We start from the raw sequence: 14768 nt of genomic DNA on the forward strand, positions 1-14768 counted from the left end.
TAACCGAAGAATTTTCACTTTATCAGAAAAATTTAGCTCTTGTTACTACAAAATTTTTTAGCAATCTTCCGATAACTATTGATAAATTAACAGAAATAGATTCTTCTCTTGTGCAAGAAGCGCATTATTTACTGAGAAAAATATCTCATGATCCCGCTGGACAATCTCTATTTATTCAACGCTGGCGCCTTAATCTTATTTTTGAAGTGACAACGTTTAATAAATTATTATTAGAGCAGGAAAAAGAACAGTTATTGGCTGAATTAGAGAAACGATTGAAATTAATTGGAAATTTAACAGAAATGTTTAATCAAAATAATCAGTCTTCTGGTAAATTATGGGATATGAGTAAAGGAGCTTTAACCCAATCCTGCAATAATATTCAATTATTAATTCAGTATAGCCATTTTTTACAACAACAACCTGAATTAGAAAAATTAGCAGAACTTTTAGGTAGAAGTAATTCGTTGAAATCTCAACAAAAACAGCAGAAAATATTAGAATCAATAATCTTCTTGGAAAAAATCCCTGACCAAACTACCTGAGCAAATTAGAGGGATAAACCAAGGTAATGATATTTTACGTCTTCTACCTGGTGTGAATTAGCATTGCTGGGATTAGAAGAACTCGAATTTGAATTTTCTAAAAATTAGTTAAAAAACATTTACTTACCTACAGGTTACAAGGCGATAATTGGCAGGAACGAAAAATATTACGTCCAACGGTCAAACATCACGATAAACAACAACCAAAAGGGCCATTTATTGTATGTATAGACACTTCAGGTTCAATGGGAAAATTTAATGAAAATTGTGCTAAAGCTTTCTGCCTCGCTTTAATGAAAATAGCCATGAGTGACACAACCGTCAGTGTCACATTATTCTATTTTCAATGTAAGTTATTGATTATGATTTATTAAGCAATGATGGATTATAACTAAGCGTCTTAATTTTGATTACAAAATATATGTTTTTCTCCAATATAAATTTAGTGATATAGAGTAATTACTTGTAATCATTTTAAAGTCACCCAGCTATAGAGAAATTAATGCAATTTCTTAATCAAACATTTAGTGGGGGAACCGATTTGCCTGCCTGTTTAAATAAATGTTTAGAAAAATGCAAAAATAGCAATGGAAAGATTCAGATGTGGTTGTGATTTCAGGTTTTATGGATCAACGGTTACCTGATAATTTAGTAAAAAAAATAAAAGTTCATCAAACGCAACAGCATCGTTTTCACGCTGTTATAGCTAAGTGACTTAATTTTGATGACATTATTTATATGAGCTATTCAATTGATTTTAGAGGTAAAGTGATATTTACGATAGAAGAAGAAGGGTTGAGTATCCGAGAAACAGCGAAGCAATTTCGGATTGGCTCTGCATCTGTATCGCGTTGGATTAATCAAATAGAGCCAAAAGCATCGACTACGCGTCAGCGAAAAATCGATAAATCCGAGTTGATAAAAGATGTTGAACAATATCCAGATGCTTACCAAAAAGAGCGTGCAGAGCGTTTTGGCGTTTGTCAGAAGGCCATTTGGCAAGCTCTTAAAAAAATGGGATTGACCTATAAAAAAACTCTACGTCATCCGAAAGCCGACGAAAACACTCGACAAACGTTTCAACAAAAAAACAACAGTATGAAAAAGAAGGCAAGCATATTGTTTTTATTGATGAAAGTGGTTTTTCACACGATACCCCGCGGACTCACGGCTATTCCCCGAAAGGTCAACGGTGTGTTGGTCTCAAGAACTGGGGAGCTAAAGGAAGAACAAATGTTATCGGCGCTTTATTGGGCACAACGCTGTTTGCTATCGGATTATTTGATATCAATATTAACAGCGATGTTTTCTATGCATGGGTCACCCAAGTCCTTATCCCAGTACTTCCTAAAAACAGTGTAATCATGATGGATAATGCAACTTTTCACAAGAAACAGAGTATTCAACAAGTCATCATCGATGCGGGGCATATGGTGGAATATTTTCCTACCTATTCGCCAGATCTTAATCTAATTGAACATAAATGGGCATAAGCTAAATGCAAAAAAAAGGGCTCGGATGCGACACAGATATCTTGTTCGCATTCAATATGGTGTAATCAAAATTAAGTCGCTTAGCTATACATTATCTAAATATGGAAAACCCGGTATCCGAAATATTTTCGATTATATCTGGCACTTTTATACCGGGCTAAAAAGTCGATTATTACGCTATTGGAACTAATTACAACATATCCTCAATAACTGCATGGCTTTCCGGCGACCATACACTACATTGAATTTCGCCAATATGCTTTTTCTGAAGTAATAACATCACTAAACGAGATTGTCCAATGCCCCCACCTATTGTTTGTGGCATTTGATCTTTTACCAATGCTTGATGCCATTCAAAAGACATTCTATCTTCATCACCGGTGATTGCTAATTGGTTTGTAAGCGCTTCTGTATCAACACGGATGCCCATAGAAGAAATTTCAAATGCATCCTGCAATATAGGGTTCCAAACAATAATATCACCATTTAAACCCGCATAACCCTCACTGTTAGGTGTTGTCCAATCATCATAATCAGGAGCACGTACATCGTGAGCAAGGCCATGCGATAGTTTTCCTCCAATACCAATAAGAAAAACTGCATCTAATTCTTTAGCTATTTCACGTTCTCTTCCTTTAGCATCAAGATCAGGGTAGCGTTGTAATAATTCTTCACTATGAACAAAATGAATTTGCTCAGGTAAAAATGGTGCTAAACCACATTCTGTACTAGCCGCTTTTTCTGTTTCTTTTATTGCTTGATAAATTTTAATGACCGTCTGTTTTAAATAATCAAGAGAGCGCTCATCCTTAAGCATTACTTTTTCCCAATCCCACTGATCTACAAATACAGAATGAATAGGTGTCAGATGATCTTCATCAGGACGCAATGCTTTCATATGGGTATAAAGCCCTTGTCCGGGTTTAAAATCAAAACGACCTAACGTTTTACGTTTCCATTTAGCCAATGAATGTACAACTTCAAAAACAGAATCTGGCATCGATTTTACTTTGACTTGTACTGCTTTTTCATGGCCTGACAGATTATCTTGAATCCCATCACCGAGACGACTTAAGATAGGTGCTTGAACTTCAATTAAAGCTAATTCTTTTTCTAATAAACGCGAAAAATAAGATTTAACAAAACTAATTTGTTGTTGTTTTTCGATGAATGACTTTTCCATTTTTTACCCCATAATCTGTAGCATTATTTTCCTTATTATATAGATTAAGCAATAAAAATAGTCATAAATTTAATATACTTAATAAAAAAGTCATTATAATTTATAATATTCAAAATAAAGTCTTTAAAAATAAATAATCGTTTAAAATGGTGTTTTAAAATGGTTGAAAATTATCAAATTGATAATCTGGATCGTAACATACTTAATGAATTACTGAGAAATGCACGGATCCCCTACACTGAAATAGCTAAAAAATTTGCCGTAAGTCCTGGTACGATACATGTCCGAGTCGAAAAAATGAAACAAGCTGGGATTATTGTAGGGACACGTGTAGATATTAATGTGAAGCAACTAGGTTTTGATGTCTGTTGCTTTATTGGCATTATTTTAAAAAGCGCGAAAAACTACCATACTGCACTGAAAAAACTTGATGAATTAGACGAGGTGGTCGAAGTTTACTATACAACTGGACAATATAGTATATTTATCAAGGTAATGTGTCGATCCATTGATGCGTTACAAGACGTACTTATTAATAAGATACAGACAATTGATGAGATCCAATCTACTGAAACCTTGATCTCTTTACAAAATCCAATAATGCGTACTATCAATCCATAAAAATAAAAATAGAATAACCATATTATCCACAGTTAGATCCCAACTTATTCACAGCATACAATACGCATTGTTTTAAATAATGGGGTTCATAATGACAAAAGTAACATTGATTACAGGTAGAACTATGGGCAGCGCTGAATATGTTGCTGAGCATATCACTGAAATATTGGAGAAATATGGCTTTGACACTGAAGTCACATACGGCCCATCGTTAAAAGAGCTACTAACAAAAGGTATTTGGTTAATTGTATGCTCTACCCATGAAGCGGGTGATTTGCCTGAAAATATACAACTTCTAGCAAAAGAGATCAGCGAAGAAAAACCTGATCTTAGCCAGATTAATTATGGTTCGATTGGGATAGGTAGTAGCAAAGAATATGATACTTTTTGTGGTGCAATCCATAAATTAGATCAACTGATAAAGGATCATAATGTAAAACGCGTTGGAGAAATATTGGAGATTGATATTTTAGAACATGAAGTGCCGGAAGATCTTGTAGAAGTTTGGATCGAAAAGTGGAAAGAGAAAATTATTGATTTGGATAAATAAAAGCCAAATAAATGTGGATAACTTTGCGAAAAAGCAGGGAATAACCCGTAGTTATCCATAGAATAAGCTTTTATGGTAAACCTGATTGTGGATAACTAAGCATGTTAACCCCAGCTTATACGGAGTAGGATCACTTATCATTCACAGCTAAAGATCATAAACAAGATAATGATTTTATTATGGTATTTGCACTTATCCACAGAAGATCGCGATCCTAATAAAAAATTTAATAAAAAGATCTTTAAATAAAAAGATCTTTTTTATATTAAGCAAGGATCATATAACTTGCCTCTTAGCAAAATTCGAGTAAAATTCACTTCCCAAGTCATGCTTAATACTAAGGTTTATACATGTTTTACCCAGAACAATTTGATGTCATTATTATTGGTGGAGGCCACGCTGGTACTGAAGCAGCTATGGCTGCTGCTCGTATGGGACGTCAAACTTTACTTCTAACCCATAATATTGATACGTTGGGCCAAATGTCATGCAATCCAGCTATCGGTGGAATAGGTAAAGGACATCTGGTTAAAGAAATTGATGCGTTAGGTGGCATTATTGCTATTGCCACAGATAATGCTGGGATCCAATTTAGAACGCTTAATGCAAGTAAAGGTCCAGCAGTAGAAGCAACCAGAGCGCAAACTGATCGAGTACTTTATAAGCAAGCGATTAGGACTGCGCTAGAAAATCAAAATAACTTAATGATCTTTCAAGAAGCTGTTGAAGACCTGATCATAAAAAACAATGAAGTTATTGGCGTGATAACCAAAATGGGATTAAAATTTCACGCAAAGTCGGTCGTACTGACCGTAGGTACTTTTCTTGATGGTAAAATTTACATAGGATTAGAAAATTATAGTGGTGGTAGGGCTGCTGATCCTCCTGCTATTAGCCTATCACATAGATTAAGAGAACTACCTTTACGAGTAGATCGACTTAAAACAGGTACACCCCCTAGAATTGACGCAAAAACTATCGATTTTTCTCAATTAGCACCACAATTTGCTGATGATCCTACCCCTGTTTTCTCTTTTGTCGGATCAGCTGAACAACATCCTCAACAATTACCTTGCTACATCACTTATACGAATGAAAAAACTCACCAAGTGATCCGCGATAATTTAGATCGTAGTCCTATGTATGCAGGAATTATTGAAGGAATAGGTCCCCGCTACTGTCCTTCTATTGAAGATAAAGTTATGCGGTTTGCAGATCGTTCTGCGCATCAAATCTTCCTTGAACCAGAAGGGCTAACCAGTAATGAAATTTATCCTAATGGAATTTCTACTAGTTTACCTTTTGATGTACAAATGCAAATTATACATTCGATGAAAGGTCTAGAAAATTCGCGTATTATTCGACCCGGATATGCGATTGAATACGATTTCTTTGATCCCCGAGATTTAAAGCTAACTTTAGAAAGCAAATTTATCAAAGGGCTATTTTTTGCAGGTCAGATTAATGGAACAACTGGTTATGAAGAAGCAGCAGCTCAAGGTTTACTAGCTGGGCTTAACGCAGCTCGTTATGCTTTTAAACAAGAAGGATGGTTCCCTCGTCGTGATCAAGCCTACATTGGTGTTTTAGTTGATGATCTTTGTACCTTAGGCACTAAAGAACCCTATCGAATGTTTACTTCACGAGCAGAATATCGCCTTATGCTACGTGAAGACAACGCTGATCTTCGTTTAACCGAAAAAGGGTACGAACTTGGTTTAATTGATGAAAGCCGTTGGCAAAAATTTTGTCATAAAGTTGAATTAATTGAACAAGAACGTCAAAGGTTACGTAACCTTTGGTTACATCCTAATTCAGATAAAGTTAGTGATCTTAATGAGATATTAACTGTTCCGCTTTCAAAAGAAGCAAACGGCGAAGATCTACTTCGGCGCCCAGAAATGAGTTATAAATTACTTACTTCGTTAAACTATTTTTCACCTGCAATTGATGATGCTCAAGTAACAAGTCAAGTTGAAATTCAAGTAAAGTATGAAGGTTATATTACTCGTCAACAAAAAGAAATAGAGAGACAGCTCCGTAATGAATATACTGCTTTACCGACCAATTTAGATTATAAGCAAATAACCGGTCTTTCTAATGAGGTTATTGCAAAGCTTAATGATCATAGACCTAGTTCTATTGGCCAAGCGTCGCGTATATCAGGTATTACGCCAGTCGCAATATCAATATTATTAGTCTGGTTAAAAAAACAAGGTTTATTACGTCGGAGCGCTTAAAATGAACTTAATAACCTATTTTAAAACTTTATTAGATAAAACAGATATTATTTTGACCAATCAACAAATACAACAGCTAATTGTCTATATTGAGTTATTAAATAAATGGAATAAAACATATAATTTAACATCAGTTAGATCACTAGAACAAATGGTTGTTCGTCATATCCTAGATAGTATTATTGTTGACAAATATCTTACTGGTAAACGATTTATTGATGTAGGTACAGGCCCAGGATTACCTGGTATACCCCTTGCTATTGTTCGTCCTAATGATCATTTCACACTATTAGATAGCTTGGGAAAACGGGTTAGGTTTTTGCGACAAATACAACATGAATTGATGCTTAAAAACATCGAGCCTATTCAAAAACGAGTTGAACAGTACCAACCAGTAGAAAAATTTAATGGCATAATAAGCCGAGCATTTGCTTCATTACAGGATATGCTTTCATGCTGTCAACATCTTCCGAAACAAAATGGAGGACAGTTTTACGCATTTAAAGGTATACTTTCTGCAAATGAAATATCAACTTTTTCTTCTAATTTTAAGATAAATAAAATTATTTCTTTGGATGTACCAGAACTCGATGAACAGCGACATTTAGTGATTTTAGGATTCAACTAATATTGTTTTTGATCAAAAAAAATGACATTTTTTAGTCATAAAAAATTTTTTATGTTACTATTATTTTTATATTAAAATTTTAGATAGAAAACATATTAACTTTATTGTTATATGTTAATAACAAAAAGGATAGTAAATTTACTGATATATTATATTAATTAATTAATTATATAAGATTATATACAAGTATTTCTCCTCGATTTTTCAATTTTTTTTACTTATTTCTTTTTAAGTAAGTTAATAACCATTTCAAAATGTGAAAAAATCATATTTTAAAATTTAATATAATTAAATAATAGTAATTAAATTGACATTGTTTTGTTTATTTTCGTGTTGGGTAGAAAATTTTAAATATTTGTTCACGTTTTCGCTACTTATTGATTGAATTCATTTTTAGGGGTCGTATAATTTGGAAGCTTTTTCTATTGACACTCTCGAGCAAAGCTAGTTTTATACGCACTCAGCAATTTAATGTTTAAAATACTGGGAGAATATAAGAGTCATGTCTGTTTTCCTCTATAACGGTAAAATTGCTTTAAAACTGTTTTTCTTTCAGTTAATGGTGCTTGTGGTCCTAATCAGTATAGCTTTCTACATGAATAGTTGTAGAAAGGGGCTTATCTACTTTTGCGGGTGGATTAGCATGTTGGTTATCTAGTGCTTGATGTATCCTGTTAATACGTTATCAAAAGGCAGTTAAAAAAGATGTTCCTATTCACATTGCATGGTTTTTTACCATTGGTGAGGGAGTAAAAGTTATTATAGCAATAACTGCATTGGTAATTGCTTTAGGTATATTTAAAGCAGCATTTTTACTATCTATTAGGTTTGACCTATTTAGCTATGTTGATTATTCACATTATTACACCAGCTGTAATTAGGTAGTGAGGATTTTTAAACAACAAAAGGGTAAAAGACATCATGTCTGCATCAGGAGAAGTGATGACTGCGGGAAGTTGCATAGGACACCATCTAAATAATCTTCAGTTGGACCTGCGTACCTTCAAACTAGTTGATCCCCATAATAACAATGATCCAATGTTTTGGACGTTAAATATTGACTCGCTTTTTTTTTCAGTTGTCCTTGGAATTATTTTTTTATGGCTCTTTAGAAAAATTTCTGTTAATGCAACCAGCAGCGTACCTGGTAAGTTACAAACTGCAATAGAAATGGTCATCGGTTTTGTCGATAATACCGTTCGTGATATGTATCATGGTAAGAGCAAAGTCATTGCACCTTTAGCTTTGACGATCTTTGTTTGGGTGTTATTAATGAATACCATGGATTTGTTACCAATCAATTTACTTCCCTATATTGGAGAACATTACCTGGGATTGCCAGCATTACGTGTTGTTCCAACCGCAGATATAAGCATTACTATGTCAATGGCGATTAGTGTATTTATCTTGATCATTTTCTACAGTATCAAAATAAAAGGATTAAGTGGGTTTACGAAAGAATTAACTTTACAACCATTCAATCATCCTATTTTTATTCCCATTAATTTGATTCTAGAAGGTGTTAGCCTGTTGTCTAAACCGGTATCTCTAGGTTTACGGTTATTCGGTAATATGTATGCAGGTGAATTGATCTTTATTCTTATTGCAGTTTTGTTACCTTGGTGGTCACAGTGGATACTTAACTTACCCTGGGCGATTTTCCATATACTGATTATTACGTTGCAAGCCTTTATTTTTATGGTTCTAACTATCGTTTATTTATCGATAGCGTCAGAAGAACATTAAATTCAACTTATTAATAAATTTTTATTTAACTGAAACAAACTGGAGACTGTCATGGAAAACCTAAATATGGATCTGCTGTATATGGCTGCCGCTGTGATGATGGGATTAGCAGCAATTGGTGCTGCAATTGGTATTGGCATCCTAGGGGGAAAATTCTTAGAAGGCGCAGCTCGTCAGCCAGATTTGATTCCTCTATTACGTACGCAGTTCTTTATTGTTATGGGCTTAGTTGATGCCATTCCGATGATTGCTGTTGGTCTAGGGCTATATCTGATGTTCGCAGTTGCTTGATAACACAAGCTAAATGGGAAAGAACATTAATATGTTAATTTTTAAAGAGGTATTGTGCGATGAATCTTAATGCGACAATCCTCGGCCAGGCTATTGTATTTGTCCTGTTTGTTTTGTTTTGTATGAAGTATGTATGGCCTCCAATTATGGCGGCGATTGAAAAACGTCAAAAAGAAATTGCTGACGGTTTATCTGCTGCAGAACGAGCTAAAAAAAACTTGGATTTGGCGAAAGCTGATGCAACCGAACGACTGAGAAAAGCAAAAGCAGAAGCACAAATCATTATTAAAAAAGCTAATAAACAACGAGTTCAAATGATTGAAGAAGCAAAAGTAGAGGCTGAAGCTGAACGTAACAAGATCATTGCTCAAGCGCAAATCGAAATTGATGCTCAGTGTAAGCGTGCACGTGAAGAGTTGCGTAAACAAGTTGCTATGTTAGCAATTTCAGGTGCAGAGAAAATAATTGAACGTTCCGTTGATGTAGCTGCTAATAGCGACATCGTTAATAAATTGATCAACGAACTGTAAAGGAGGAAAGGGGCATGTCTGAAATTACTACGGTTGCTCGCCCCTATGCCAAAGCAGCTTTTGATTTTGCTGTAGAAAACCAACTTGTTGATAAATGGCAAAATATGCTCAGTTTTATTGCTGAAGCTACCCGTACTCAACAAATAGGTGAGCTGCTTTCTGGTTCAATAGCACCAAAAACATTAGCGAAAACATTTATCACTATTTGTGGTGATGAAATCGATGAACATGTTCGAAATCTAATTCGCATTATGGCTGAAAATGGGCGTCTAAGTACGTTACCACAGGTTTTGAAGCAATTCATACAATTACGCGCTTTTCTGGAGTCAACCCTTGATATTGAGGTCATTTCTGCCACTGAGCTAAATGAAAAACAGCAATTTAAAATTTCTGCAGCAATGGAAAAACGTCTGTCACGTAAAGTTAAGCTGAATTGCAAGATTGATAAGTCTGTTATCGCAGGAGTCATTATCCGCGCCGGAGACCTGGTTATTGATGGTAGCGTGCATGGTCGTATTGAGCGTTTAACTGACGTTTTGCAGTCTTAAGGGGATTGGAGCATATGCAACTGAATTCCACGGAAATCAGTGAACTGATCAAGCAACGTATTGCTCAGTTTGATGTAGTGAGTGAAGCTTACAATGAAGGTACAATTGTTTCTGTTAATGATGGGATCATTCGTATTCACGGTTTAGCTGAAGTTATGCAAGGTGAGATGATAGCACTACCTGGTAATCGTTATTCTATTGCCCTCAATTTAGAGCGTGACTCAGTTGGTGCCGTTGTCATGGGAGCATATGCCGACTTAGCCGAAGGTATGAAAGTAAAGTGTACAGGTCGTATTCTTGAAGTACCAGTAGGTAGAGAATTACTTGGGCGAGTTCTTAATACCTTGGGTGAGCCAATTGATGGTAAAGGGCCTGTTGAGCATGATGGTTTCTCTGCCGTTGAAGTTATCGCCCCTTGCGTTATTGATCGTCAATCAGTTGATCAACCTGTACAAACAGGATACAAATCCGTTGATGCTATGATCCCTATTGGGCGTGGTCAACGTGAGTTAATCATCGGTGATCGCCAAACCGGTAAAAGCGCATTAGCTGTTGATGCCATTATTAATCAGCGTGATTCGGAAATAAAATGTATTTATGTAGCAATTGGGCAAAAAGCCTCAACTATTGCTCATGTGGTTCGCAAGCTTGAAGAGCATGGAGCACTCGAAAATACGATAGTTGTTGTTGCTACTGCATCTGAATCTGCTGCATTGCAATATCTTTCGCCTTATACTGGCTGTGCAATGGGTGAATATTTTAGAGATCGTGGCGAAGATGCGCTAATTATTTATGATGATCTCTCTAAACAAGCGATTGCTTATCGACAAATTTCGCTATTGTTACGGCGTCCTCCTGGACGTGAAGCCTATCCAGGTGATGTTTTTTATCTTCATTCTCGTTTACTTGAGCGTGCTGCCCGTGTTAATGCTGAATATGTTGAAAAATTTACTAATAGAAAAATCAAAGGTAAAACGGGTTCATTAACAGCATTACCGATTATTGAAACGCAAGCTGGTGATATCTCTGCATTTGTACCTACTAATGTAATTTCAATCACGGATGGACAAATTTTTTTGGAATCTAACTTATTTAATGCAGGTATTCGCCCGGCAGTTAACCCAGGAATATCAGTATCACGTGTAGGTGGTGCGGCTCAGACTAAGATTATGAAGAAATTATCTGCTGGCATTCGCACCGCGTTGGCGCAGTATCGCGAGTTAGCTGCATTTTCACAATTTGCTTCTGATTTAGATGATGTGACACGTAAGCAGCTTAATCATGGACAGAAAGTTACCGAATTGTTGAAACAGAAACAGTATGCACCAATGTCAGTTGCGCAGCAGGCGTTATCTTTATTTGCTGCTGAACGTGGTTATCTGGAAGATGTTGAATTAGCAAAAATTGGTGATTTTGAGACGTCATTGCTGGCTTATGCTACTCGTGAGCATTCTATCTTGCTGAAAGAAATTGATCAGACAGGTAAATATAACGATGAAATCGAAACTAAGTTAAATGCCTTGCTCGATTCTTTTAAAGCAACTCAATCCTGGTAATTCTATTCGGCCTTTATTGAGACTGTTTGGTTAATAAGGAGGAGCTGAAATGGCCGGCGCAAAAGAGATACGTTCTAAGATCGGTAGTGTTCAAAATACACAAAAGATCACTAAAGCGATGGAGACAGTTGCTGCATCCAAAATGCGTAAAACACAAGAGCTTATGGCAGCTAGTCGTCCTTATGCAGAAACTATGCGTAGTGTAATCGGTCACTTAGCATTAGGTAATTTGGAATATAAACATCCATATATTAAAGAGCGTAATGTTAAACGTATTGGTTATTTGATTGTTTCAACTGACCGTGGTTTATGTGGTGGATTAAATATTAATTTATTTAAAAAATTACTAACAGAAATGAAAAGATGGACTGATAAAAGTGTCCAGATTGATCTAGCATTAATTGGTTCTAAAGCAGTTTCATTCTTTAATTCGGTTGGTGGTAATACTGTTGCTCAGGTAACCGGGATGGGAGATGATCTTTCTCTATCTGATCTTATTGGACCCGTGAAAATTATGTTAGAAGCATATGATGAAGGGCGTCTAGATAAGTTGTATGTGGTAACTAACAAATTTGTTAATACCATGACTCAAGTACCAACGATTACTCAATTATTGCCTCTGCCTGCGGGTGATGATGAAACATTGAAAAAGAAATCTTGGGATTATTTGTATGAACTTGATCCCAAGATATTACTGGATACCCTGTTGCGTCGTTATATCGAATCACAGGTTTATCAGAGCGTCATTGAAAACTTAGCTAGTGAACAAGCTGCTCGAATGGTAGCAATGAAAGTAGCTACTGATAATGGTGGTAACCTGATCAAGGAGTTGCAGTTGGTTTACAATAAGGCTCGTCAAGCCAGCATTACTGAGGAACTTACTGAAATAGTTTCGGGAGCTGCCGCAGTTTAATGGCTAGGTTTACGAATTACGTAGAGGATTCAAAATGGCTACTGGAAAGATTATCCAGGTAATCGGCGCCGTAGTGGATGTCGAATTTCATCAAGATGCGGTACCCAAAGTGTACGACGCGCTTGAGGTAATGAATGGTAAAGAAAAACTAACTTTAGAAGTTCAGCAGCAATTAGGTGGCGGAGTTGTTCGCTGCATCGCGATGGGGACTTCTGATGGTTTAAAACGTGGTTTAGACGCTGTTAATTTAGCTCACCCAATTGAAGTGCCAGTCGGTAAAGCGACATTAGGGCGCATCATAAATGTATTAGGTGATCCTATCGATATGAAAGGTGAGATCGGTGAAGAAGAACGTTGGGCTATTCATCGTGCCGCCCCTAGTTATGAAGATTTATCTAATTCAACGGAATTGCTCGAAACTGGTATCAAAGTTATGGATCTTATTTGTCCCTTTGCTAAAGGTGGGAAAGTAGGATTATTTGGTGGTGCTGGTGTTGGTAAAACGGTAAACATGATGGAGCTTATTCGTAATATTGCGATTGAGCATTCTGGTTATTCGGTCTTTGCAGGTGTCGGCGAGCGGACTCGTGAAGGTAATGATTTCTATCATGAAATGACAGATTCAAATGTATTGGATAAAGTTTCTCTGGTTTATGGTCAAATGAATGAACCGCCAGGAAACCGTCTACGTGTTGCTTTAACAGGATTGACAATTGCAGAGAAGTTTCGTGATGAAGGGCGAGATGTATTGTTATTTATCGATAACATTTATCGCTATACATTAGCAGGAACAGAAATTTCGGCCCTGCTTGGTCGTATGCCTTCGGCAATGGGTTATCAACCGACCTTAGGGGAAGAAATGGGTGTATTGCAAGAGCGTATTACATCAACTAAAGTTGGTTCAATAACGTCAGTTCAGGCGGTATATGTTCCTGCCGATGATTTGACGGATCCTTCTCCAGCAACTACTTTTGCTCATTTGGATGCAACGGTCGTCCTTAGTCGTCAAATTGCGTCATTAGGTATTTATCCTGCTGTTGATCCATTGGATTCAACTAGTCGTCAGCTCGATCCATTAGTTGTAGGGCAAGAGCACTACGACGTAGCACGTGGTGTTCAGTTTATTTTGGAGCGTTATCAAGAATTGAAAGATATCATTGCTATTCTGGGAATAGATGAGCTTTCTGAAGAAGATAAATTGGTTGTTGCGCGCGCTCGTAAAATCCAGCGTTTCCTATCTCAGCCACTCTTTGTGGCTGAAGTTTTTACTGGTTCACCGGGAAAATTTGTCTCTTTAAAAGATACTATCCGTGGCTTTAAAGGTATTTTGAATGGTGATTATGATCACCTGCATCAGCAAGCATTTTATATGGTAGGTACTATCGAAGAAGCAGTAGAAAAAGCGAAAAATTTATAATGTCGCTGATGGGAGGTTGATATGGCTGCAATCACATACCATCTGGTTGTGGTAAGTGCTGAAAAGCAAATGTTTGACGGCCTTGTCCAGAAAATCCAGGTGACAGGCAGCGAAGGGGAGCTGGGGATTTATCCTCAACATACACCCCTGTTAACTGCCATTAAGCCTGGCATGATACGTATTACCAAACAGTTTGGTGAAGAAGAACTAATCTATCTTTCTGGTGGTATTCTTGAAGTTCAACCAAATGGTGTTATCGTATTGGCTGATACAGCAATCCGTGGAAAGGATTTGGATGATGCTAAGGCATTAGAATCTAAGCATAAAGCGGAAGAGCATATTCGTAAAGCACATGGTGATGTCGATTATGCTCAAGCATCAGCAGAGTTAGCGAAGGCAATTGCTAAATTACGTGTCATCGAGCTGATGAAAAAATGATATAATCCTAAGAATTTATTTAAACTGTACAGCTATTTTTATAAAAATTAGGTAAGTAAAGGGAGTGAG

General features: G+C 36.4%; 16 protein-coding genes and 2 pseudogenes. 17 read left to right on the forward strand and 1 reads right to left on the reverse strand.

Going from position 1 to position 14768, the window contains the following annotated elements; genetic code table 11:
* The 4 genes and pseudogenes from ARSQ2_RS04135 to ARSQ2_RS04150 all read left to right on the forward strand — a co-directional run.
* Positions 1–545, forward strand: a 545-nt coding sequence (locus ARSQ2_RS04135; RefSeq protein WP_476726898.1) for a vWA domain-containing protein, incomplete at its 5' end; no start/stop codon positions are given.
* A 738-nt stretch (positions 546–1283) separates the two neighbouring features.
* Positions 1284–1595, forward strand: a pseudogene (locus ARSQ2_RS12505) (IS630 transposase-related protein); the annotation flags it as partial.
* A gap of 68 nt (positions 1596–1663) precedes the next feature.
* The gene (locus ARSQ2_RS12510) at positions 1664–2038 is read left to right on the forward strand and encodes a transposase (RefSeq protein ID WP_238334310.1); all 375 of its coding nucleotides are present in this window, start codon (positions 1664–1666) and stop codon (positions 2036–2038) included.
* Positions 2019–2228, forward strand: a complete 210-nt coding sequence (locus tag ARSQ2_RS04150) for a hypothetical protein (protein ID WP_181994483.1) — start codon at positions 2019–2021, stop codon at positions 2226–2228. Before ARSQ2_RS12510 ends, ARSQ2_RS04150 begins: the two co-directional genes overlap by 20 nt.
* Here the strand turns inward: ARSQ2_RS04150 and asnA are convergent, their stop codons facing one another.
* The gene (gene asnA, locus ARSQ2_RS04155; protein WP_181994455.1) at positions 2229–3221 is read right to left on the reverse strand and encodes an aspartate--ammonia ligase; all 993 of its coding nucleotides are present in this window, start codon (positions 3219–3221) and stop codon (positions 2229–2231) included. It abuts the gene before it with no gap.
* A 159-nt stretch (positions 3222–3380) separates the two neighbouring features.
* On the opposite strand from asnA, the gene asnC reads away from it, so the two are divergent.
* The 13 genes and pseudogenes from asnC (at position 3381) to ARSQ2_RS04220 (ending at position 14699) form a co-directional block, all read left to right on the forward strand.
* Positions 3381–3842: a transcriptional regulator AsnC gene (gene asnC / locus ARSQ2_RS04160; protein WP_181994456.1), complete on the forward strand. Its 462-nt coding sequence runs from the start codon at positions 3381–3383 to the stop codon at positions 3840–3842.
* Positions 3843–3933: 91 nt separating this feature from the next.
* Positions 3934–4392 (forward strand): FMN-binding protein MioC, encoded by a 459-nt coding sequence (mioC, locus tag ARSQ2_RS04165; RefSeq protein WP_181994457.1) that lies wholly within the window; start codon positions 3934–3936, stop codon positions 4390–4392.
* Positions 4393–4742: 350 nt separating this feature from the next.
* Positions 4743–6632 (forward strand): tRNA uridine-5-carboxymethylaminomethyl(34) synthesis enzyme MnmG, encoded by a 1890-nt coding sequence (gene mnmG, locus ARSQ2_RS04170; RefSeq protein ID WP_181994458.1) that lies wholly within the window; start codon positions 4743–4745, stop codon positions 6630–6632.
* 1 nt (position 6633) lies between these two features.
* Positions 6634–7260 carry a 16S rRNA (guanine(527)-N(7))-methyltransferase RsmG gene (gene rsmG / locus ARSQ2_RS04175; RefSeq protein ID WP_181994459.1) on the forward strand — a complete coding sequence of 209 codons (627 nt, stop codon included), beginning with the start codon at positions 6634–6636 and terminating at the stop codon, positions 7258–7260.
* Positions 7261–7762: 502 nt separating this feature from the next.
* Positions 7763–8145: pseudogene (locus ARSQ2_RS04180) on the forward strand (ATP synthase subunit I).
* Positions 8146–8181: 36 nt separating this feature from the next.
* A complete protein-coding gene (atpB, locus tag ARSQ2_RS04185) occupies positions 8182–9006 on the forward strand; it encodes a F0F1 ATP synthase subunit A (protein WP_181994460.1) in 825 nt (274 codons plus the stop codon).
* Positions 9007–9057: 51 nt separating this feature from the next.
* A complete protein-coding gene (gene atpE, locus ARSQ2_RS04190) occupies positions 9058–9297 on the forward strand; it encodes a F0F1 ATP synthase subunit C (protein WP_181994461.1) in 240 nt (79 codons plus the stop codon).
* A 59-nt stretch (positions 9298–9356) separates the two neighbouring features.
* On the forward strand, positions 9357–9827 hold the full coding sequence (gene atpF / locus ARSQ2_RS04195; RefSeq protein ID WP_181994462.1) for a F0F1 ATP synthase subunit B: 471 nt from the start codon (positions 9357–9359) through the stop codon (positions 9825–9827).
* A gap of 14 nt (positions 9828–9841) precedes the next feature.
* Positions 9842–10375 carry a F0F1 ATP synthase subunit delta gene (gene atpH, locus ARSQ2_RS04200; protein ID WP_181994463.1) on the forward strand — a complete coding sequence of 178 codons (534 nt, stop codon included), beginning with the start codon at positions 9842–9844 and terminating at the stop codon, positions 10373–10375.
* A 14-nt stretch (positions 10376–10389) separates the two neighbouring features.
* On the forward strand, positions 10390–11931 hold the full coding sequence (atpA, locus tag ARSQ2_RS04205) for a F0F1 ATP synthase subunit alpha (protein WP_181994464.1): 1542 nt from the start codon (positions 10390–10392) through the stop codon (positions 11929–11931).
* Positions 11932–11980: 49 nt separating this feature from the next.
* Positions 11981–12844, forward strand: a complete 864-nt coding sequence (gene atpG, locus ARSQ2_RS04210) for a F0F1 ATP synthase subunit gamma (protein WP_181994465.1) — start codon at positions 11981–11983, stop codon at positions 12842–12844.
* A gap of 34 nt (positions 12845–12878) precedes the next feature.
* On the forward strand, positions 12879–14261 hold the full coding sequence (atpD, locus tag ARSQ2_RS04215; protein WP_181994466.1) for a F0F1 ATP synthase subunit beta: 1383 nt from the start codon (positions 12879–12881) through the stop codon (positions 14259–14261).
* Positions 14262–14282: 21 nt separating this feature from the next.
* Positions 14283–14699, forward strand: a complete 417-nt coding sequence (locus ARSQ2_RS04220) for a F0F1 ATP synthase subunit epsilon (protein ID WP_181994467.1) — start codon at positions 14283–14285, stop codon at positions 14697–14699.
* Positions 14700–14768 lie beyond the last annotated feature (69 nt).

Source organism: Arsenophonus endosymbiont of Bemisia tabaci Q2, from assembly GCF_902713415.1.
Lineage (GTDB): Bacteria > Pseudomonadota > Gammaproteobacteria > Enterobacterales > Enterobacteriaceae > Arsenophonus.